This window comes from Streptomyces sp. NPDC107562 (assembly GCF_055657325.1).
In genome coordinates this window covers 160553-177854 of record NZ_JBVKBE010000001.1, presented here as the reverse complement: position 1 = coordinate 177854, position 17302 = coordinate 160553, and the positions used below count along the sequence as shown (strand labels likewise).

The window sequence follows — 17302 nt, the reverse complement described above, 5'->3', positions numbered from 1 at the left end:
GCAGGGTCCGCGTAGGGACCGAGCCAGGCCCGCCAGGACGGGCGTGCCTGGCGGTGCGCCACCAGACGCGCCAGTGCCGTGCGCCCGGGGCGACGCCGTAGCCCTGCCGGACGGCGGGCGCGAGCACCACCGGGCCGCCCGGGTCCGCGGACGTCCGGGTGGCACCCTGGCTCAGGCGGCGCCGGCCGGCCGTGGTCCGTGGTGAACAGCCGGCTGTCCGCGCCGCGTGGCCGATCCACCGCGTAGCCCGGAGACTGGTCGAAGTGGCCGATCACCACCAGGCCGGGCGGCGGCGACGGAACGCCGGGCGCAGCGGTTCCGGGCAGGTCGTCAGCGCTCATGGCCGTGGTCCGGCCTGGCTTGGTGCACCGGGGACACCTCATCGAGGAGTGGACGCATGACAGCCACGGACATCGGCGCCGCCGGTCATCCCGTCCTGACCGAAGAAGGGCTCGCGCGGTTCCGGGAGGACGGCTTCACGGTCGTGCACGGGTTGTTCGGGCCCGACGAGATCGACCGCCTGTGCGCCGACTTCACGGCGCTGCACGCGGGCGGTGCGGTGCCGGGGCACTTCCAGCCGAGGGCGGGCGACGACCCGCTCGCCGCCTACCCGAGGGTCATGCACCCGCACGAGATCAGTGACCTGGCGCTGCGCTTCCTGCTGGACGCCCGGTTGCGCACGGTGCTGGAGGTGCTGCTCGGTGAGGAGGCCCTGGCCGCGCAGAGCATGTTCTACTTCAAGCCCCCGGGCGCCCGGGGGCAGGCACTGCACCAGGACAACTTCTATCTGCGCGTCGAGCCGGGCACGTGCGTGGCGGCGTGGGTGGCCTGCGATGTCATCGACCGGGAGAACGGTGGTCTGGAGGTCGTACCGGGCACGCACCGGATGGACATCTTCTGCCCGGAGGAGGCGGACGAGGAGCTGTCGTTCGCGCGGGAGTACGTACCGCCGCCGCCCGGGCTCACGCCCGTACCGGTCGACATGCGGCCGGGCGACGTCCTGTTCTTCAACGGAAGCCTGGTGCACGGCTCCGGGCCGAACCGCGCCGCCGAGCGTTTCCGGCGGTCCTTCATCGGCCACTACGTGGGCCGCTCCACCGAACGCATCGGCGTCCACTACCGCACGCTGACGATGAGCGGCGACCGGGTTCCGCTGCCGGAGAGCGAGGGCGCGGGCCCGTGCGGCACGGAGTTCGCCCCGCCGGGCCCGCACTGAGCCTCAGTGCCCCGAGACGGGGTGCGGGGCGTAGGGCTGCTCCAGTTCCTCGATCTCCTTGCCGGTGAGTTCGAGCTCTACGGCGGCCACCGCGTCGTCGACGTGGTGGGGCTTGGCGGCGCCGACGATCGGGGCCGTCACGGTGCCGCGGTGCAGCAGCCACGCGAGGGCGACCTGGGCGCGCGGTACGCCCCGGTCGTTCGCGATCCGGGTGACGGCCTCGACGATCGTGCGGTCGCCGTCGGGGTAGAGGCGGCTGCCGAAGGTGTCGTTGGCGCTGCGTTCGGTGGTGGTGTCCCAGTCCCGGGTGAGGCGGCCGCGGGCGAGCGGGCTCCACGGCAGCACGCCGACGCCCTGGTCCGCGCAGAGCGGCAGCATCTCCCGTTCTTCCTCGCGGTAGAGGAGGTTGTAGTGGTTCTGCATGGAGACGAACCGGGTCCAGCCGTGCAGCCGGGCGGTGTACTGCGCCTTGGAGAACTGCCAGGCGTACATCGAACTCGCCCCGATGTAGCGCACCTTGCCCGCCTTGACCAGGTCGTGCAGCGCCTCCATCGTCTCCTCGATCGGGGTCTGCGCGTCCCAGCGGTGTATCTGGTAGAGGTCGACGTAGTCGGTGCCGAGCCGGGTGAGACTCCGGTCGATCTCGGTCATGATCGCCTGGCGGGAGAGGCCGCCGCCGTTGGGACCGGGCCGCATCCGGCCGTGCACCTTGGTCGCCAGCACGATCTCGTCGCGGCGGGCGAAGTCCTTCAGCGCCCTGCCCACGATCTCCTCACTGGTGCCGTCCGAGTAGACGTTCGCCGTGTCGAAGAAGGTGATCCCGGCCTCCAGCGCCTGCCGGATTAGCGGGCGGGACGCCGCCTCGTCGAGGGTCCACTCGTGTGCGCCCCGGTCGGGAAGACCGTAGGTCATACAGCCCAGACAGATCCGCGAGACGTCCAGGCCCGTCGAACCGAGCTTCACGTACTGCATCGTTGCTGCTCCTGCCGTCGGAGGGGAATCCGAGGGGAGCGTACGTCTTCGCGCGCACTCCAACCGGGGGCGTGGTCCGCACCGGCCGGCGACCGGGGTCCGGGGCCGGTGGCGCGCGCCGCGGTCAGGTGGCGATGTTGCGCAGGGCGGCCGCGAGCTTGCCGAGGTCGAGTTCCGTGAGGTGGTCGAGGAAGTGGCGCCGCACGGAGGCCAGGTTGGTCGGGTAGGCCTCCTCGAGCCGCGCGAATCCCGCGTCGGTCAGGAGGGCGTTCCAGCCGCGCGCGTCCTGTTCCGACCTGACCCGCCGGATCAGTCCCTGGCTCTCCAGGCGGCTCGCCAGACGTGTCATGCCGCTCAGCGACATCTCGCAGGCCTCGGCCAGGTCGCCCATGCGCAACTGACGCTCCGGCGCCTCGGACAGGTTCACCAGGGCCAGGTACTCGGTGAGGGACAGCCGCTGCTCCCGCAGCATGTCCGCGTCGAGGGCCCGCGGCAGGGAGTAGACGATGCGGCCGAGGGACCGTACGACGGCCTCTTCGTCCGGGGTGAGGGGGCGCAGCTCCCGCTCGGTGGGGTCGGGCTGCCCTGCGGCACGTGACATGGCCTCATATTACTTGTCCGGCGAAGGATTCGGCCGGGCACCCCGCACGGTGGTGCGCGGCGGACCGGTGGGCTCCCGGCGGCGCCGTTGCCGCGCGGGAGCCCGACCGGCCGGACCCGTGCCGCCCGAGGGCCGGCCCGCCCCTCACGGGAGGCGGCCGGGCGGGAGGTGCGGTGCTGCCGTTACGCGGCGGCGCGCAGCGGGGCGAGGGCCGCGCTCCAGGCCAGCACCTGGTCGAGGGTGGTGTTCAGGGCCTCCTCCTGGAAGGCGCCGGGCTTGAACTCGCTGAAGTTCTCGAAGTCGTGGAACAGCGACAGCGCGACCTGCGCACGCACGTCGGCCATCTGGACCTCGGCCGCCACCAGGCGCAGGTGCTCCACCGCACGGGCGCCACCCAGGGAGCCGTAGCTGACGAAGCCGACGGCCTTGTTGTTCCACTCGGCGTAGAGGAAGTCGATCGCGTTCTTCAGCACCCCGGACGTCGAGTGGTTGTACTCGGGCGTCACGATGATGAAGCCGTCGAAGGAGTCGATCTTGCGCGCCCACTCCTGGGTGTGCGGCTGGGCGTACTGGCCCAGGGACGGCGGGAGCATCTCGTCGAGGTGCGGGAGCTTGTAGTCGAGCAGGTCGACCAGCTCGAACTCGGCTTCGGTGCGCTGCGCGGCGATGTCGCGGACCCAGTGGGCCACGGCCTCGCCGTTACGCCCGGGACGGGTGCTGCCGAGGATGATGCCGATCTTGATCATGCCAAAACCCTTCACAAGGACGCTCCCGGTTCGGACCCGGGATATATTTGCTTCGACAAGCAACCTAGGCACGATGTGTTTGCTTCGTCAAGTAAGTGAGGGCGCGGTCGACCGGGCCGTGCGCCGAACCGAGGAACGAGGTGATGTCTGCATGACACCGGAGCCGGCACCGAGCGCTGCCGCGCCGCGACCGCTCACCGCGGACGAGGAGGCCGTCGTGCGGTCCCTACCGCATCTCGTCCACGCCCTGCCGCACGCCGTCGACGCGGCCATGGTCCAAGAGCAGCGGCTGCCGCTGACCGAGTACCTGGCCCTGATGCACCTCTCCGAGGCGCCGGGGCGCCGGCTGCGCATGGGGGAGCTGGCCGACGCCTGCCAGATGTCCCTGAGCGGCACGACCCGGGTCGTGCACCGCCTGGAGGGCGAGGGATTCGTGCGGCGGCACCGGTGCGACGAGGACGGCCGCGGCTGGCACGCCGCCCTCACCGACGCCGGACTCGCCCGGCTCGAAGAGGCCTGGCCGGCCCATCTGGCCGCCGTCCGGTGCCACTTGCTCGACCATCTGGCCGGCCTGGACCTCACGGCGGTCGCCGCCGCCTTCCGGAACGTCGCGACCTGAGCGGCCCCGAGGCTGTCGTTGGGATCACGCCGCGGACGCGGCGCCGACGAACCGCCGTCGATCCTCCGCGGCGTGATCCGAACGGCAGGCTCTAGCGGTCGAGCAGGTCCAGCGCGCGTTCCCACCGGAACGCGGCGCGGTCCTCCTCGCCCGAGTACGGTTCGCCGAAGCGCACACCCATCCCCCGCAGCCGTATCAGGCTGTCCGCGTAGGCGGGATGGGCGGCCAGCGCGTCCGCGACGCAGGGCAGGACCGCGATCGGGACGCCGAGGCCGTACGCCTCGCAGAGGGTGGCGACGGCGAGGGTGTCACCGAGGCCCGCCGCCCATTTGTTGAGGGTGTTGAAGGTGGCCGGGGCCACCACCACGGCGTCCGGGGCCGGGAAGGGGCGCGGGTCGCCCGGCGCCCGCCAGGCGGAGCGGATCGGGCGGCCGGTCCGGGCCTCGACCGCGGCGACGTCGAAGAAGCCACCCGTCGCGGTGGGCGTCGCGATCACGCCCACCTCCCAGCCCCGCTCCTGCGCGGCGGCGATCAGTACGCCCACGTCCGCGGCGACCCCGGCGGCGCAGACGACGACGTAGAGGAAAGGCTTCCCACCCTGTGCGGTCACCCGGGAACCCTACTGAAGCGGGAAGGACCGCCCTCGCTCCGCCTCCGGCCGCGGACCCCGGATGCGCCGCGCGCCCTCGTCGACGGCGACGTCGTTGATGCTGGCCTCCCGCCGGGTCATCAGGCCGTTCGCGTCGAACTCCCACAGCTCGTTGCCGTACGACCGCCACCACTGGCCGTCGGCGTCCCGGCACTCGTACTGGAAGCGGACCGCGATGCGGTCGCCGTCGAACGCCCACAGGTCCTTGCGCAGCGCGTAGTCGAGCTCGCGCTCCCACTTCGCGGTGAGGAACGCGACGATCTCGGCGCGGCCGGTGACGAAGGTGTCGCGGTTGCGCCAGACCGAGTCCTCGGAGTAGGCGAGCGCCACCTTGTGCGGGTCGCGGGTGTTCCAGGCGTCCTCGGCGGCCTGCACCTTCTGCGCGGCGCTCTCGCGGGTGAAGGGAGGCAGGGGCGGGCGGGTGCTCATGGGCTCTCCTCGGGCCGGACCTCGACGGAGAACGTTCGTTCTCCCTGTCGCTGCTACGGTAGGAGAACGTGCGTTCTCCCGTCAACCGGTACACGCACCCCCTTGTTCGCACCTCAGGGAAGTGGTCGCCTCATGGACAGCGCAGTCGCCCGGGAGCGGGCCCTGGACGCCGCGGAGCGGCTGTTCTACGGGCGCGGCCTGCAGTCCGTCGGCATGGACGACGTGCGCGGCGCCTCGGGGGTCTCGCTCAAACGCCTGTACCAGCTGTTCCCGGCGAAGGAGCACCTGGTCGTGGCGTATCTGGAGCGGCGTGACCTGCGCTGGCGCGACCGGCTCGCCACGTACGTGGCCGCGCGGCAGGACCCCAGGGAACGGATCCTCGCGGTCTTCGACTGGCTGGGGCAGTGGTTCGCCGAGGACGACTTCCGCGGCTGCGCCTGGATCAACGCGTACGGCGAACTGGGCGCCGTCTCCGACGCGGTGGCCGAGCAGGTGCGGGCGCACAAGCGGGCCTTTCGCGCGTACGTCGGCACGCTGGTGGCCGACGCCGGGCTGTCCGCCGCGCTGACCGCGCCGCTCCACCTGCTGGCGGAGGGCGCCATGGTCACGGCCGGGGTCACCGGGAGCCCGGAACCCGCCGCGCAGGCCCGCGAGGGCGCCCGGTTGCTGCTGGCGGCGGATGTCACCTCCGCCGGGTCCGCTTCGTCGACGGAGTGACGGTGCGGGGCGGACCGAGGGGAGGGTGACCCATGGGCGACCAGAAGCCGGCGGCGCGGTTCGAGGCCGAGCGTGGTCGCCGCGGTAGGTGGCCTTCCGGATGCCGGGCTCGCCCCACGAGGCGGACGACGCCGTCCAGGAGGCCTGGCCGCGGCTGAGCCGCGCGGGCGGCGAGTACATCGGCCACCTGGCCGCCTGGCCGACCACGGTGGTCCCGGATCTGCCTCGACATGCCGCGGGCCCGCGCGACCCGGCGCGAGGAGCCGTACGGCCTCGACCTAAGCGCCGACGGCGACGCACCCGAGGACGAGGCGATGCTGATCGACGCGACGGGGCCGGCGGAGCGGGTCGCGTTCCTGCTGCACGACCTGTTCGCCATGCCCTTCGCGGCCATCGCGCGGGTCGTGGGTCGCTCGCAGCCTGCGGCCGAGAAGCCGGCCGGCCGGCCGGGCCCGGCACAAGGCGCGGGGCGCGCCGGCGCCGCCCCGCCGCCGAACTGGGGCGGCACCGGCGGGTGGTCGAGGCGTTCCTGGCCGCCGCGCGCGGCGGCGACCTGGCCGCGCTGCTCGACGTACTGGCCCCGGACGTGGTCCGCAGGGCCGACCCCGCCGCGCTGCCGCCGGGGGCACCCGCGCGGCTGCGGGGCGCCCGCGCGGTGGCCGAGGGGACGGTGCGGTTGCGGGAGCGGTCCCGGCACGCGGCCACCGCCCTCGTGGACGGCCGTGTCGGCGTCGTCGTGGCCCCGCGCGGGCCGGCTGCTGTTCGCCCTCACGGTCACGGTCGAGGGCGGCCGGATCGGCGCGTACGAGGTCGTCGCCGATCCGGACCGGCCGCGGCGGCTCGACCTGGCGGTGCTCGGCGACTTCAGTCCGCGCTGAAGGCCCGGGCCACCGACAGGCTGTCCTCGTACACGTGGTGACGGACGATCAGGCCGTTCTCGACGGTGAGGTGCAGGGCGAACCGGGCGCGGTAGGCGCGCCCCGTCGACAGTGCCGTCTGACGGATCTCGCCCAGTACGACGGCGTCGGCTCCGTCGGTAAGGACGTGCTCGATCCGGGTGTCCGCGGCCCCGGGGACGTGGTGGGCGGCCAACTCGCGGTAGTGGGCGGCGGCGTCGCCGTCCGTCCCCCGCCGCGTGATCCACGGGGTGGCGGCCCGGCCGTGTTCGTCGTCCGGCCAGCTCAGCCTCCAGTCGGTGTGCGCGGCGTACAGTTCGGCGATGTGCGCGGGATCCCCCTGGCCGATCCTGCGGAGCAGTTCGTCGACCACGGCTCGGGTCGTCGTGGCGGTGGCGGTCATGGCGTTCGTCTCCTTCGGGCGGCGGCCGGTGGGGTTGCTCCCGACTCTGCCCCGAGCGCGCGGACCGGCGCGATTACCCGGCAGGTAATGGGCGGTGCCGGGAGTGTCGAGCGGGTGGATCAAATCGGCGTTTGCCAGTGTTGACGCACGGAGTAGTCCGATTCGCTACGTGACGATGGGACGGTTTCCATGCCTCTTGAGGGTGAGTACGAGCCCAGCCCGGAGCAGTGGGTGCGCGAGCAGGTGGAGTTGTACGAGAGCTCCGGCGGGACGGCGGGGACGACCCTGCTCGACACCGGGTTGCCCGTCGTGGTGCTGACGACGCTGGGTGCGCGGAGCGGCAAGATCCGCAAGACGCCGGTGATGCGGGTCGAGCACGACGGCGTGTACGCGGTCGTGGCGTCCCTCGGAGGAGCGCCCAGGCATCCGGTCTGGTACCACAACGTCAAGTCCCATCCGCGGGTGGAGCTCCAGGACGGCCCCGTCAAGCGGGACATGACCGCCCGGGAGGTCACCGGCGCGGAGAAGGAGCCGTGGTGGGAGCGTGCCGTCGCCGCCTTCCCGCCCTACGCCGACTACCAGAAGAAGACCGACCGGATCATCCCGGTGTTCGTGCTGGAGCCGGTGGACGGGGACTGATTTCCTGCGCGCCCGGTGTGCATGAACGCGTAGGTGCCGGGCACCCGCACCTCAGGCCCCGCCGCGCTCCCCCGTCGCGGCGGGGCTTTCTCCTGCCTCCTCGGCGTGCCGGTCGGTCACGTCCAGGAAGATCTGGTCGGCCTCCGGGACCGTACGGCCGATCGACCGCTTGATGCGCACGGCCACCTCCTCGACCCGCTCGCTGTCCAGACCGGGCACCAGGTCCACGCGGGCGGCCACGAGCGCCGTGTCGATCCCCGTCTTCATGGTGAACAGCGCCTCCACGCTGTCGATCTCGGGCTGCGCCCGCAGCAGCGAGTGGATCCTGCCGCTCGACTCCGGGTCCGCGGCCTCCCCGATCAGCTGGGCGCGGGCTTCCTTGCCGAGCCGGTACGCCACGTAGACGAGCAGGGCGCCGATGGCGAGCGAGGCGGACGCCTCCCACACCACCTCGCCGGTGACCATGTGCAGCGCCATGCCGATGAGGGCGAGGGTCACCCCGAGTACCGCGGTGCCGTCCTCGGCGACGACGGTGCGCAGCGCCGGGTCGCGCATGCCGTCGGCGAAGCCCTGCCCGCGCAGTTGGTGCAGCGCCCGGAGGAGGGACGCGCCCTCGGCGAGGAGGGCGACACCGAGGACGATCATGCCGGCCACATAGCCGCCGAAGCTCTCCTCACCGCCCTTGGCGAGTGCCTCGACGCCCTGGAAGAACGAGAAGCATCCGCCCATCACGAAGATGCCGACGGCCGCGAGCAGCGACCAGAAGAACCGCTCCTTGCCGTATCCGAAGGGATGCCGCCGGTCGGCGGGGCGGCGGCTGCGGCGCAGTGCGGCGAGCAGGAAGACCTCGTTGAGGCTGTCCGCCACGGAGTGCGCCGCCTCCGACAGCAGGGCGGGCGAGCCGGCGATCACACCGCCGACGGCCTTGGCCACCGCGATCACAAGATTGGCCGTGAGCGCTACCAGGACGGTGACACGTGTCTTGCGGTCGGCCTTCGATGATTCCGTGGATGTCCGGTTCACCACCGCCGATTGCCCCCGCCGGGGCAGATCACACCGTGCCGGGGGCGGAATCGGGGGAACTCGGGGAACCCGGGGCCGGGACACGCCCACGGCAGGGAGGAGACAGGTCATGAGCGGCCAGAGTGACGGGGACGGCGGCGGCAACAGCGCCTACGGCCGCAAGTCGTTCCGGCGGTCCAGGAGCCACTTCGCGGACCGCATAACGGCGGACGGCCGGGACGGCTGGCCGGTCGAGGCGGGGCGTTACCGTCTGGTGGTCAGCCGTGCCTGTCCGTGGGCGAGCCGCGCGGTGATCTCACGCCGGCTGCTGGGACTGGAGGCGGCCCTGTCCATGGCCGTCACGGACCCGATCCAGGACGACCGCAGCTGGCGCTTCACCCTCGACCCGGACGACCGCGACCCGGTCCTCGGGATCCGCTTCCTCGGCGAGGCCTACGACCGGCGCGAGACCGGCTATCCGGGCGGCGTCAGCGTACCGGCGATCGTCGACGTGCCCACCGGGCAGCTCGTCACCAACGACTTCCAGCAGATCACGCTCGACTTCGCCACCGAGTGGACCGCCCTGCACCGCGAGGGCGCGCCGGACCTGTATCCGCGAAACCGGCGGGACGAGATCGACGAGGTGATGGCGGGCGTCTACGAGGACGTCAACAACGGGGTGTACCGGGCCGGTTTCGCCACCGGCCAGGAGGAGTACGAGGCGGCCTGCTCGGACGTCTTCCGGCGGCTGGAGCTGCTGACCCCGCGACTGGCCCGCCAGCGCTACCTGGTCGGCGACACGATCACCGAGGCGGACATCCGGCTGTTCACCACGCTGGTCCGTTTCGACGCCGTCTACCACGGTCACTTCAAGTGCAACCGGTGGAAGCTGACGGAGAACCAGGTGCTCTGGGCGTACGCCCGCGACCTCTTCCAGACGCCCGGCTTCGGCGACACCGTCGACTTCGACCACATCAAGCGGCACTACTACCAGGTGCACACCGGCATCAACCCGTCCGGGATCGTGCCGCTCGGCCCGGACCTCGCGAGCTGGAGGACCCAGCACCGCCGTGCGGAACTCGGCGGGCGGCCGTTCGGGGACGGCACCCCGCCGGGGCCGGTGCGCCGGGCCGAGGAGGTGGCCGTGGCCGGCAGGCCCTGAACCGGCGCTCGCACCGTACGTACGGTGACCCGGCCCGTGCCCGCCGGACACCGTCGCACATGGCACCCGGCACGAAGCCCGTAGCTCACGATCGAGACAAGGAGAACCAGGTGGGCATGAAGAAGAAGCAGAAGCTCCCCGTGGCGTACCAGCCCGTCGGCTGGCTGCTGGGGTGGGCCGGCGGATGGGTGGCCGGGCTCGCCTTCCGCAAGACGTGGATGGCGCTCCGGCACGAGGAGGACGCGCCGGACGCGCTCGACCCGGACCGCAAGTGGGGCGAGATCCTGCTGGCCGCCGCGGTCCAGGGCGCCATCTTCGCCGCCGTGCGCAGCGCCGTGGACCGCGGTGGCGCCAAGGCCATCGAGCGCTCCACCGGCGTGTGGCCGGCGGCGCAGAAGGGTGGCCGGGACTGACGCCCGCCCTGGTCAGCCCTGCTTCGGTGCCGTCGGAAGCCCACGGCGCAGGGTGAAGGAGTGCCCCGCCGGGTCGGAGTAGCCGCGTTCCTCGGACGGCCCGGCGGAGTCCTTCGTGTCCACCGGGCGCCCGCCCAGCGAGACGATGCGGCGCTCGGCCGCGTCCAGGTCCGTGACGATGAACTCCAGGTGCGTTTGGAGGGAGTTCTCGGGGCGCGGCCAGCTCGGCGGTGTGGCGTTGACGTCACGCCGGAAGGCCAGACGGGTGCCGTCGGGGCTGCGGATCTCCACGCGGTTGGCCGTCGCGTCGGTCTCCTCGGCCTCCATGAACTCCTTGTAGAACACGGCGAGCTTCTCGGGCTCGGCGCAGTCGAGCACCATGACGCCCGCGGTCACCACTGACATGTCGTCCTCCGAAGGGTCCGGCGCGGGACCGTGGTGTCCGGCGCCCTGTCCTTGCGGTTGTCCCGGCCCGGCGGAATCAGGCTGCTCACTTGCAGCCCCGGTCGGGCTCCACCCGGGGCCAGGACTCCACCCCCTCGGAGTCCTGGACGTACACGGCGGTGGTGTCGGGGGACCGCCACAGGCGGCGTTCGCCGACGTGGTGGCCGGTGTCGCGGGCGTCCGCGGGGAGGCGGGCGGCGGGGAGGTAGCGGCCGGCGAGCATGGTGGCGGGGAGCGCGCCCTCGGGGTCGCGGGCGTAGGTGACGCCCCGGGTCTCCAGGAAGGTGACCGACTCCCAGCCGCAGTGCGGGTCGCCCTGGGAGGTGTGCAGTTCGGTGAACGGCACGCGGGCGCCGTGGGCGTCGGTCCAGAGGTCGTAGGGCCGGGTGTCGGTGAACCACTCCGGGAGTTCGGCGGGGTCGCACATGGCGCTCGTCTCCGGACCCCACCCCGGGGAGCCGGGGCGGTCCTCGGCGACCACGACCGCGACCTTCGTCCGGCCGGCGACGTCGAAGGAGTACAGGACGCGGTCGGCGCTCGTGCGTTCCGCGCGGTAGCCGTGGTCCGGCACCTCGGCCTGCTCGACCTCGAAGTAGACCGCGAGGCCCTCCTCGGGAGTGGCTCCCCCGTCGGCCTCGCCCCAGCCCCCGCTCGGGCCGCCGGTCCAGATCTCGCCGTCGCACTCCAGCGCCCGGCCCGCGGCGCCGGCGTCGAGGTCCGGGGCGGGCGCGGCACGATCGCCGGTGGGACGCGCGGGGAGGTGCAGGGGCCCGTCGTACGGCCGCGCCGGAGGGGTACCGCTGATCACCAGGTCCTCGCGGTCGCCGCGGTCCGCCGCGCATCCCGTCACGGTCACCGCCAGCAGGACCGCGCCCGCCGTCCTCGCTCCACCGCGCATGTCTCTCCTCGGGCCGTGCGTCGGTCGTCGTCCCTTCCTGGACGCGCCGGCCGCCCGGAACGTTCGCTCAGCGCGCGGTGCGGAACGTGCGGCGGTACGCCTGCGGGGAGACGCCGATGGCTGCGTGCAGGTGCTGGCGCAGGGACGCGCCCGTGGCGAAGCCGACCTCGCCGGCGATGTGGTCGACGGGGAGGTCGCTGGACTCCAGGAGGTGCCGGGCGCGGGCGACCCGCTGCTGGATGAGCCAGCGGCCGGGGCTGACCCCCACTTCGTCGTGGAAGCGGCGGGCGAAGGTGCGCAGGCTCATCCGGGCCTGGGCGGCGAGATCGGACAGGGTCAGCGGTTCGCCGAGGTGTTCGAGGGCCCAGACGCGGGTGGCGGCGGTGCTCGCGGCACCGGCGGCGGGCACGGGCTGCTCGATGTACTGGGCCTGGCCGCCTTCCCGGAACGGCGGCACCACACAGCGCCGCGCGACCGCGTTGGCGAGCCGGCTGCCGTGGTCCTTGCGCACGAGGTGCAGGCAGACGTCGACGCCGGAGGCGGCCCCGGCGGAGGTCAGGACGGGGTCGTCGTCGACGAAGAGGACGTCGGGGTCGAGTTCGACCTGCGGGAACATCCGCCGGAAGAGGTCGGCGAGGTGCCAGTGCGTGGTGGCCCTGCGGCCGTCGAGCAGTCCGGCGGCTGCCAGCACGAAGGCGCCGGTGCAGATCGAGACGACGCGGGTGCCGGGGCGGATCCGGGCGAGGGCGGCCCGCACCTCGTCGGGCACGTGCTCGGTCAGGAACTCCTGCCCGACCGGCGGGATCACCACCGTGTCGGCCGTGGCCAGGGCGTCGGGACCCCGCTCGACGGTGATCGAGAAGTCGGCGTTGGTGCGCACCGGACCGCCGTCCGCGCTGCACGTTTGGACGTCGTAACGGCCGTCGGCCGCACCGAAGATGCGGCTGGGGATGCCCAGTTCGAAGGGGTACACGCCGTCGAGGGCCAGGACCACGACCCGTTGCACACGCTGCATGGCACGATCTTATCGAAGGTTGGCATTCGTGCCATTTTCCTGGCGGGCGGATCCGGGCAGGCTGGGTGACCATGAGCACTGTGAACACCATGCGAGCCCTCACCCAGGACGTTCTCGGCGGTCCCGAGGTCCTCAAGCTGACGGAGGTGCCGCGGCCGGTCCCGCGGCCGAACGAGGTGCTGGTCCGGGTGCGGGCCGCCGGCGTGAACCCGACCGACTGGAAGCACCGCGCCACCGGCGGCTTCCTCGGCGCGCCGCCCTTCACCCTCGGCTGGGACGTGTCCGGCGTCGTCGAGGAGACCGGTGTCGGCGTGGCCCTCCACCAGCCGGGCGACGAGGTCTTCGGCATGCTGCCCTACCCCTTCGGGCACGGCTCGCACGCCGAGTACGTGATCGCCCCGGCCCGTGCCCTCGTCCCGAAGCCCGCCGCGCTCGACCACACGCAGGCGGGGGCGCTGCCGCTGGTCTCCCTGACCGCCTGGCAGGCGCTGGTGGAGCGGGCGGACCTGCGTCCGGGCGGCCGGGTGCTGATCCACGCCGCGGCGGGCGGCGTCGGGCACGTGGCCGTGCAGATCGCCAAGGCCCGGGGCGCGTACGTGATCGGCACGGCGAGCGCGGGCAAGCACGACTTCCTGCGCGAGATCGGTGTGGACGAGCCGGTCGACTACCGGACGACCGACTTCGAGGAGGCCGTCCGGGACGTCGACGTCGTGCTCGACACCATCGGCGGCGACCACTCCGTGCGCTCGCTGCGCGTACTGCGCCCGGGCGGCATCGTGGTGTCGATCCTGCCGGTCGGTTCGGACGACTTCCACGCCGAGGCCGAGCGGCTCGGCGTGCGGGCGGTCCGGATGCTGGTGGACGCCGACCAGCACGGCATGAGGGCCGTCGCGGAACTCGTCGAGGAGGGCAAGCTGCGGCCCTCGATCTCGGGGACCTTCCCGCTGGCCGAGGCCGCCAAGGCGCACGAGATCGGCGACCTGGGCCGCACCACCGGCAAGCTGGTGCTGCTGGGCGACTGACCCGCGCCCGACGACCGCCGGCCCGCCAGGACCTCATCAGGATCTGGCGGGCCCTGTCGTAACACTTCGTTCAAGTAGCGAAGAAACTCGGTCGTGTTTCGAAGACATATGTCAACCGAACATGCTGCAATGCTTTCCATCGAGGGTAACTTGCAGGGCAGGGCCCGCAGTTGTGGGCCCACCGGCACCGGTGGGGAGGTCGACGTGGAGCGGAACACCGCGCCGCTCACCCGTCATCTGCGGGTCCACCGGGAGCGCGGGCACACCGTCCTGGAGTTCCGCGGGGAGATCGACATCGCCGCGGCCGAGGAGATCCTCCCCCACCTGGACGAGCTGACGGCGCGCCCCGGCGCCCGGATCGTGATCGACCTCAGCCCGGTGGAGTTCTTCGACTGCTCGGGACTGCGTCTGCTGTACCGGGCGCACAGCCGGGTGCTCGCCCACGAGGGACGCCTGCACCTGGTGTGTGCCCACCCCCTGACCCTGCGCGTGCTGCGGGTCACCGGACTGCACCGGCTGCTGCCGCCGCTGCCGACCCTGGACGAGGCCCTGCGGCGGCCCGGGACCCCCACGGTCTGACACCCGCGCCGTCCCCCGTCTCCGCTTCCGCACCCCAACGGTCGTACACGGGTCAACCAATCGGACTGGCGCGGGATTTGGCGGGCATGGGGGAGAGCAGGAAGGAGGACCGTCGCCCATGACGACTTCGATCAAGCGCATGCCCGGTTGGGCGAAGGCACTGAGCGCCGTCGTGGTGGTGCTCGCCGTGCTGTTCGCCGGGACCCGGCTGAGTGTGCTGCCGGGCCTGAAGGACCTGTTCGGCACGGAGACCCACGACCGCTCGGGGCCGGCCCTGCTCAAGTCGATAAAGGACATGAGCCGTTATGACGCCGCGTCCGGCAACTTCCAGGTCGTCGTGGACCTGGAGAAGGACACCAAGTACCTGCCCGACGCCATCCGCGGCACCCGCACCCTGTACATCGGGGCAGGCACCGTCGACGCCTACGTCGACCTCGGCAAGCTCGGCGAGGACGACGTGACGGTCAACGAGGACCGGACGTCCGCCACGCTGCGGCTGCCGCACGCGGCACTCGGCAAGCCCGCACTCGACCCCGACCGCTCCTACGCCGTCTCCAAGCAGCGCGGTCTGTTCGACCGGCTCGGCGACCTCTTCTCGGACAACCCCAACGGTGAACAGGCCGTGCAGCAGCTCGCGGTGCGCCACATCCGGGACGCGGCCGAGGAGAGCGAACTGACCCGGCGCGCCGAGACCAACACCACCGGCATGCTCGAAGGACTGCTGGGCTCGCTCGGTTTCAAGGAGGTCAAGGTCACCTACGGCACCTGATCAGGTGCCGAGGACTCCGGGCAGGGCGAGGGCGCCGAGCAGGGTGGAGCCCACCAGCAGCCAGGCCACGTAGTCCCCGACGTGCCCGGACTGCAGGCGCCGCAGCGGCAGCGCCCGGTCCGGGGCGGCGAGCAGCCTCGGACGGGCCACGGCCACCGCGGCCAGCCCCACGGCGAGCGCCGTCGAGACGAGGCCCAGCACGTCGCCGAGCGGCGTCCAGTGCACGGGCACGACGGCGCCGCCGGAGCCCGCCTCGTTCACCACGTGCGCCACCGCCTCGGCGAAGCCGGGGACGACCCCGGCGACGAGCGCGCCGGCGAGCAGCAGCGCCGGGACGGCGGTCATGGTGTCGGGGACGGCGCCGAGGCGTCCCCGGGTCTCCGGTTCCTCCCCGGAGCCGGTCGTCTCGTACTCCCCCGCCTCCGGAGGCGGGGGCCCGAGGCCCAGGAAGACCCGCCCGGCGACCCGCAGGACCGCGGCCGCCGTCAGCGCCGAGGCGACCACGTACAGCCCGGCCAGCGCCCCGCCCGTCGCCTCCTCCGCCACCGACTTGCCGAGCGACCCGGCGAACGGCGGCAGCCCGGCGAGGGCCAGGCCGCCCACGGCGAACAGCACGGCCACGGTGCGCAGGTCGCGGCCCCGCCCGTGCAAGGCGTGCTCGTCGACGCTGCCGTACCGGTCCAGCAGGATGCCCGCGCAGGCGAACAGGGCGGCCTTCACACCGGCGTGGCCGAGGATGTACAGCGCGATCCCGTCGTCGGCCTGCGGGGTGAGCACGCCGATGCCGATGAGGAACAGGCCGGTGTGGGCGACGGTCGAGTACGCCAGGAGCCGCTTGATGTGGCGCTGGTACCAGCACATGACGGCCCCGACGACGGCCGTCAGCACCCCGAGCACGACGAGGACCCGTTCGAGGTCGGGGGCGGGGATCCCGCCGGGTCCGGCGAAGACCGTCCCGTACACCCGCCAGACGCCGAAGACCCCCAGCTCGACCATGACACCGGAGAGCAGCATGCACACCGGCGTGGGGGCCACGGCGTGGGCGTCCGGCAGCCAGAAGTGGAAGGGCACGGCCGCCGACTTGACCAGCAGGCCGGTGAGCACCAGCACGAAGCTCGCGAGGACCAGCGCGTCGGGCCCGCCGTGCGCGTCAAGCCCCCGGCCGATCAGCGACATCGACAGCTCACCGGTGCGCGCGTACAGCAGGGCGATGCCCATCAGCACGGCGTAGGCGCCCAGCGAGTTGACGACGCCGAAGGTGAGCGCGCCCTGTACGGCCTTGGCCTCCTCGACGCGGTAGCCGGTCAGCGCGTACGCCACGACGCTCATGAGCTCGAAGAACACGAACGCGTTGAACAGGTCGCCCGCGATCGCGAAGCCGCACATGCCGGCCTGGAAGAGCAGCATCAGGGCCGGGAACGAGCCGGCGTGCCGGCGCGGCGGCTCCTCGAAGTAGCGCCAGGAGTACGCCAGGGCCGCCAGCGTCAGCACCGAGGCGAGCGCGGCCATGCCGAGCCCGGGGCCGTCCCCCACCAGCACGATGCCGATGCCACGGCCGTCCACGGGCGTCCAGCCGCCGACCCATTCCGTGCGCGGCGGCGAGCAGTTCAGCAGCAGCAGGACGGCGAGCGCGGCGGTCCCCGCCGAGACGGCGCAGCCGACGGTGTCGGCGGCGACCCGGGGCAGGGCCCGGCCCACGGCGACCAGCAGGCCGGCGCCGAGGAGCGGGACGGCGACGAGGAGCGGCAGCAGGTGGTGCATCAGCCACGCAGCTCCGACAGCTCGTCGGGGTCGACCGTGCCGTGCCGCTTGGAGATCTGCACGACCAGCGCGAGCAGGAGTGCGGTGACGGTGGCGCCGACCACGACGTCGGTGAGGGCCAGCGCCTGCACGACGGGGTCCACGACCGGACGGGAGCCCGGTTCGATGTCGGAGAACACGGGGGCGGTCGCGTCGTCCCGGTAGCCGACGGCGAGCAGCAGCACGTACGTGGCCGCCTGACAGACCGACAGGCAGCCGACCGCGTGGATCAGGTTGCGGCTGGTGGCCAGTCCGTAGCACCCGGCCAGGAAGACCCACACGGCGACCAGATACGGCAGCACGGCCGGCAA

At 72.7% G+C, this 17302-nt stretch carries 21 protein-coding genes and 1 pseudogene; 10 read left to right on the top strand and 12 right to left on the bottom strand.

What is annotated here, in order from left to right:
* Window positions 1-397 precede the first annotated feature (397 nt).
* Window positions 398-1216, top strand: coding sequence for a phytanoyl-CoA dioxygenase family protein (locus ACZ7LV_RS00885; protein ID WP_471934665.1), 819 nt, complete (start codon window positions 398-400; stop codon window positions 1214-1216).
* 3 nt (window positions 1217-1219) lie between these two features.
* Here ACZ7LV_RS00885 and ACZ7LV_RS00880 read toward each other — a convergent pair whose 3' ends face one another.
* The 3 genes from ACZ7LV_RS00880 to ACZ7LV_RS00870 all read right to left on the bottom strand — a co-directional run bounded on the left by ACZ7LV_RS00880 (window position 1220) and on the right by ACZ7LV_RS00870 (window position 3535).
* Complete coding sequence (locus tag ACZ7LV_RS00880) at window positions 1220-2188, bottom strand: aldo/keto reductase (RefSeq protein ID WP_471934664.1); 969 nt, start codon at window positions 2186-2188, stop codon at window positions 1220-1222.
* A 124-nt stretch (window positions 2189-2312) separates the two neighbouring features.
* On the bottom strand, window positions 2313-2789 hold the full coding sequence (locus ACZ7LV_RS00875; RefSeq protein ID WP_471934663.1) for a MarR family winged helix-turn-helix transcriptional regulator: 477 nt from the start codon (window positions 2787-2789) through the stop codon (window positions 2313-2315).
* Between the two features lie 182 nt (window positions 2790-2971).
* Window positions 2972-3535: an NADPH-dependent FMN reductase gene (locus tag ACZ7LV_RS00870; protein ID WP_471934662.1), complete on the bottom strand. Its 564-nt coding sequence runs from the start codon at window positions 3533-3535 to the stop codon at window positions 2972-2974.
* 151 nt (window positions 3536-3686) lie between these two features.
* On the opposite strand from ACZ7LV_RS00870, the gene ACZ7LV_RS00865 reads away from it, so the two are divergent.
* Window positions 3687-4154 (top strand): MarR family winged helix-turn-helix transcriptional regulator, encoded by a 468-nt coding sequence (locus ACZ7LV_RS00865; protein WP_471934661.1) that lies wholly within the window; start codon window positions 3687-3689, stop codon window positions 4152-4154.
* A 91-nt stretch (window positions 4155-4245) separates the two neighbouring features.
* Here ACZ7LV_RS00865 and ACZ7LV_RS00860 read toward each other — a convergent pair whose 3' ends face one another.
* Both ACZ7LV_RS00860 and ACZ7LV_RS00855 read right to left on the bottom strand, forming a co-directional pair.
* Window positions 4246-4764, bottom strand: a complete 519-nt coding sequence (locus tag ACZ7LV_RS00860) for a flavoprotein (RefSeq protein ID WP_471934660.1) — start codon at window positions 4762-4764, stop codon at window positions 4246-4248.
* Between the two features lie 9 nt (window positions 4765-4773).
* Window positions 4774-5232: a nuclear transport factor 2 family protein gene (locus ACZ7LV_RS00855; protein WP_471934659.1), complete on the bottom strand. Its 459-nt coding sequence runs from the start codon at window positions 5230-5232 to the stop codon at window positions 4774-4776.
* 132 nt (window positions 5233-5364) lie between these two features.
* Between ACZ7LV_RS00855 and ACZ7LV_RS00850 the strand changes: the two genes are divergently transcribed.
* Both ACZ7LV_RS00850 and ACZ7LV_RS00845 read left to right on the top strand, forming a co-directional pair.
* Window positions 5365-5949: a TetR/AcrR family transcriptional regulator gene (locus ACZ7LV_RS00850; RefSeq protein WP_471934658.1), complete on the top strand. Its 585-nt coding sequence runs from the start codon at window positions 5365-5367 to the stop codon at window positions 5947-5949.
* 32 nt (window positions 5950-5981) lie between these two features.
* Window positions 5982-6827, top strand: a pseudogene (locus tag ACZ7LV_RS00845) (sigma-70 family RNA polymerase sigma factor family protein).
* On the opposite strand, the gene ACZ7LV_RS00840 reads toward ACZ7LV_RS00845, so the two are convergent.
* Window positions 6814-7248, bottom strand: coding sequence for a nuclear transport factor 2 family protein (locus ACZ7LV_RS00840; RefSeq protein ID WP_471934657.1), 435 nt, complete (start codon window positions 7246-7248; stop codon window positions 6814-6816). The pseudogene ACZ7LV_RS00845 and the gene ACZ7LV_RS00840 sit on opposite strands and share 14 nt — an antisense overlap.
* A 189-nt stretch (window positions 7249-7437) precedes the next feature.
* Here ACZ7LV_RS00840 and ACZ7LV_RS00835 point away from each other — a divergent pair, with 189 nt between their 5' ends.
* Entirely contained in the window at window positions 7438-7887 is a 450-nt protein-coding gene (locus ACZ7LV_RS00835; protein WP_471934656.1) for a nitroreductase family deazaflavin-dependent oxidoreductase, read from the top strand.
* A gap of 51 nt (window positions 7888-7938) precedes the next feature.
* On the opposite strand, the gene ACZ7LV_RS00830 is transcribed toward ACZ7LV_RS00835, so the two are convergent.
* Complete coding sequence (locus ACZ7LV_RS00830; RefSeq protein ID WP_471934655.1) at window positions 7939-8910, bottom strand: cation diffusion facilitator family transporter; 972 nt, start codon at window positions 8908-8910, stop codon at window positions 7939-7941.
* A gap of 109 nt (window positions 8911-9019) precedes the next feature.
* On the opposite strand from ACZ7LV_RS00830, the gene ACZ7LV_RS00825 reads away from it, so the two are divergent.
* Both ACZ7LV_RS00825 and ACZ7LV_RS00820 read left to right on the top strand, forming a co-directional pair.
* Window positions 9020-10051 (top strand): glutathione S-transferase family protein, encoded by a 1032-nt coding sequence (locus ACZ7LV_RS00825; RefSeq protein ID WP_471934654.1) that lies wholly within the window; start codon window positions 9020-9022, stop codon window positions 10049-10051.
* Window positions 10052-10167: 116 nt separating this feature from the next.
* On the top strand, window positions 10168-10464 hold the full coding sequence (locus ACZ7LV_RS00820) for a DUF4235 domain-containing protein (protein ID WP_471934653.1): 297 nt from the start codon (window positions 10168-10170) through the stop codon (window positions 10462-10464).
* 12 nt (window positions 10465-10476) lie between these two features.
* Here the strand turns inward: ACZ7LV_RS00820 and ACZ7LV_RS00815 are convergent, their stop codons facing one another.
* The 3 genes from ACZ7LV_RS00815 to ACZ7LV_RS00805 form a co-directional block, all read right to left on the bottom strand.
* Complete coding sequence (locus ACZ7LV_RS00815; RefSeq protein WP_471934652.1) at window positions 10477-10869, bottom strand: VOC family protein; 393 nt, start codon at window positions 10867-10869, stop codon at window positions 10477-10479.
* 85 nt (window positions 10870-10954) lie between these two features.
* Complete coding sequence (locus ACZ7LV_RS00810) at window positions 10955-11806, bottom strand: hypothetical protein (RefSeq protein ID WP_471934651.1); 852 nt, start codon at window positions 11804-11806, stop codon at window positions 10955-10957.
* Window positions 11807-11873: 67 nt separating this feature from the next.
* Window positions 11874-12821: a GlxA family transcriptional regulator gene (locus ACZ7LV_RS00805; RefSeq protein ID WP_471934650.1), complete on the bottom strand. Its 948-nt coding sequence runs from the start codon at window positions 12819-12821 to the stop codon at window positions 11874-11876.
* 71 nt (window positions 12822-12892) lie between these two features.
* Between ACZ7LV_RS00805 and ACZ7LV_RS00800 the strand changes: the two genes are divergently transcribed.
* From ACZ7LV_RS00800 to ACZ7LV_RS00790, 3 genes are all read left to right on the top strand, one after another.
* Entirely contained in the window at window positions 12893-13843 is a 951-nt protein-coding gene (locus tag ACZ7LV_RS00800; protein WP_471934649.1) for an NADP-dependent oxidoreductase, read from the top strand.
* A gap of 129 nt (window positions 13844-13972) precedes the next feature.
* A complete protein-coding gene (locus ACZ7LV_RS00795; protein ID WP_471934648.1) occupies window positions 13973-14422 on the top strand; it encodes an anti-sigma factor antagonist in 450 nt (149 codons plus the stop codon).
* 118 nt (window positions 14423-14540) lie between these two features.
* A complete protein-coding gene (locus ACZ7LV_RS00790; RefSeq protein WP_471934647.1) occupies window positions 14541-15191 on the top strand; it encodes a DUF4230 domain-containing protein in 651 nt (216 codons plus the stop codon).
* Here ACZ7LV_RS00790 and ACZ7LV_RS00785 read toward each other — a convergent pair whose 3' ends face one another.
* Entirely contained in the window at window positions 15192-16952 is a 1761-nt protein-coding gene (locus tag ACZ7LV_RS00785; RefSeq protein WP_471934646.1) for a complex I subunit 5 family protein, read from the bottom strand.
* The gene (locus ACZ7LV_RS00780; RefSeq protein WP_401668821.1) at window positions 16952-17302 is read right to left on the bottom strand and encodes a sodium:proton antiporter; all 351 of its coding nucleotides are present in this window, start codon (window positions 17300-17302) and stop codon (window positions 16952-16954) included. The genes ACZ7LV_RS00785 and ACZ7LV_RS00780 overlap by 1 nt, the downstream gene beginning before the upstream one ends.

Bases quoted from the DNA above. Each gene is read 5' to 3' on its own strand.
- ACZ7LV_RS00835 (WP_471934656.1), top strand. From the start codon at position 7,438: ATGCCTCTTGAGGGTGAGTACGAGCCCAGCCCGGAGCAGTGGGTGCGC.
- ACZ7LV_RS00855 (WP_471934659.1), bottom strand. From the start codon at position 5,232: ATGAGCACCCGCCCGCCCCTGCCTCCCTTCACCCGCGAGAGCGCCGCG.
- ACZ7LV_RS00795 (WP_471934648.1), top strand. From the start codon at position 13,973: ATGCTTTCCATCGAGGGTAACTTGCAGGGCAGGGCCCGCAGTTGTGGG.
- ACZ7LV_RS00865 (WP_471934661.1), top strand. From the start codon at position 3,687: ATGACACCGGAGCCGGCACCGAGCGCTGCCGCGCCGCGACCGCTCACC.
- ACZ7LV_RS00840 (WP_471934657.1), bottom strand. From the start codon at position 7,248: ATGACCGCCACCGCCACGACGACCCGAGCCGTGGTCGACGAACTGCTC.
- ACZ7LV_RS00870 (WP_471934662.1), bottom strand. From the start codon at position 3,535: ATGATCAAGATCGGCATCATCCTCGGCAGCACCCGTCCCGGGCGTAAC.
- ACZ7LV_RS00825 (WP_471934654.1), top strand. From the start codon at position 9,020: ATGAGCGGCCAGAGTGACGGGGACGGCGGCGGCAACAGCGCCTACGGC.
- ACZ7LV_RS00850 (WP_471934658.1), top strand. From the start codon at position 5,365: ATGGACAGCGCAGTCGCCCGGGAGCGGGCCCTGGACGCCGCGGAGCGG.
- ACZ7LV_RS00820 (WP_471934653.1), top strand. From the start codon at position 10,168: ATGAAGAAGAAGCAGAAGCTCCCCGTGGCGTACCAGCCCGTCGGCTGG.
- ACZ7LV_RS00785 (WP_471934646.1), bottom strand. From the start codon at position 16,952: ATGCACCACCTGCTGCCGCTCCTCGTCGCCGTCCCGCTCCTCGGCGCC.
- ACZ7LV_RS00800 (WP_471934649.1), top strand. From the start codon at position 12,893: ATGAGCACTGTGAACACCATGCGAGCCCTCACCCAGGACGTTCTCGGC.
- ACZ7LV_RS00875 (WP_471934663.1), bottom strand. From the start codon at position 2,789: ATGTCACGTGCCGCAGGGCAGCCCGACCCCACCGAGCGGGAGCTGCGC.
- ACZ7LV_RS00810 (WP_471934651.1), bottom strand. From the start codon at position 11,806: ATGCGCGGTGGAGCGAGGACGGCGGGCGCGGTCCTGCTGGCGGTGACC.
- ACZ7LV_RS00885 (WP_471934665.1), top strand. From the start codon at position 398: ATGACAGCCACGGACATCGGCGCCGCCGGTCATCCCGTCCTGACCGAA.
- ACZ7LV_RS00815 (WP_471934652.1), bottom strand. From the start codon at position 10,869: ATGTCAGTGGTGACCGCGGGCGTCATGGTGCTCGACTGCGCCGAGCCC.
- ACZ7LV_RS00790 (WP_471934647.1), top strand. From the start codon at position 14,541: ATGACGACTTCGATCAAGCGCATGCCCGGTTGGGCGAAGGCACTGAGC.
- ACZ7LV_RS00880 (WP_471934664.1), bottom strand. From the start codon at position 2,188: ATGCAGTACGTGAAGCTCGGTTCGACGGGCCTGGACGTCTCGCGGATC.
- ACZ7LV_RS00805 (WP_471934650.1), bottom strand. From the start codon at position 12,821: ATGCAGCGTGTGCAACGGGTCGTGGTCCTGGCCCTCGACGGCGTGTAC.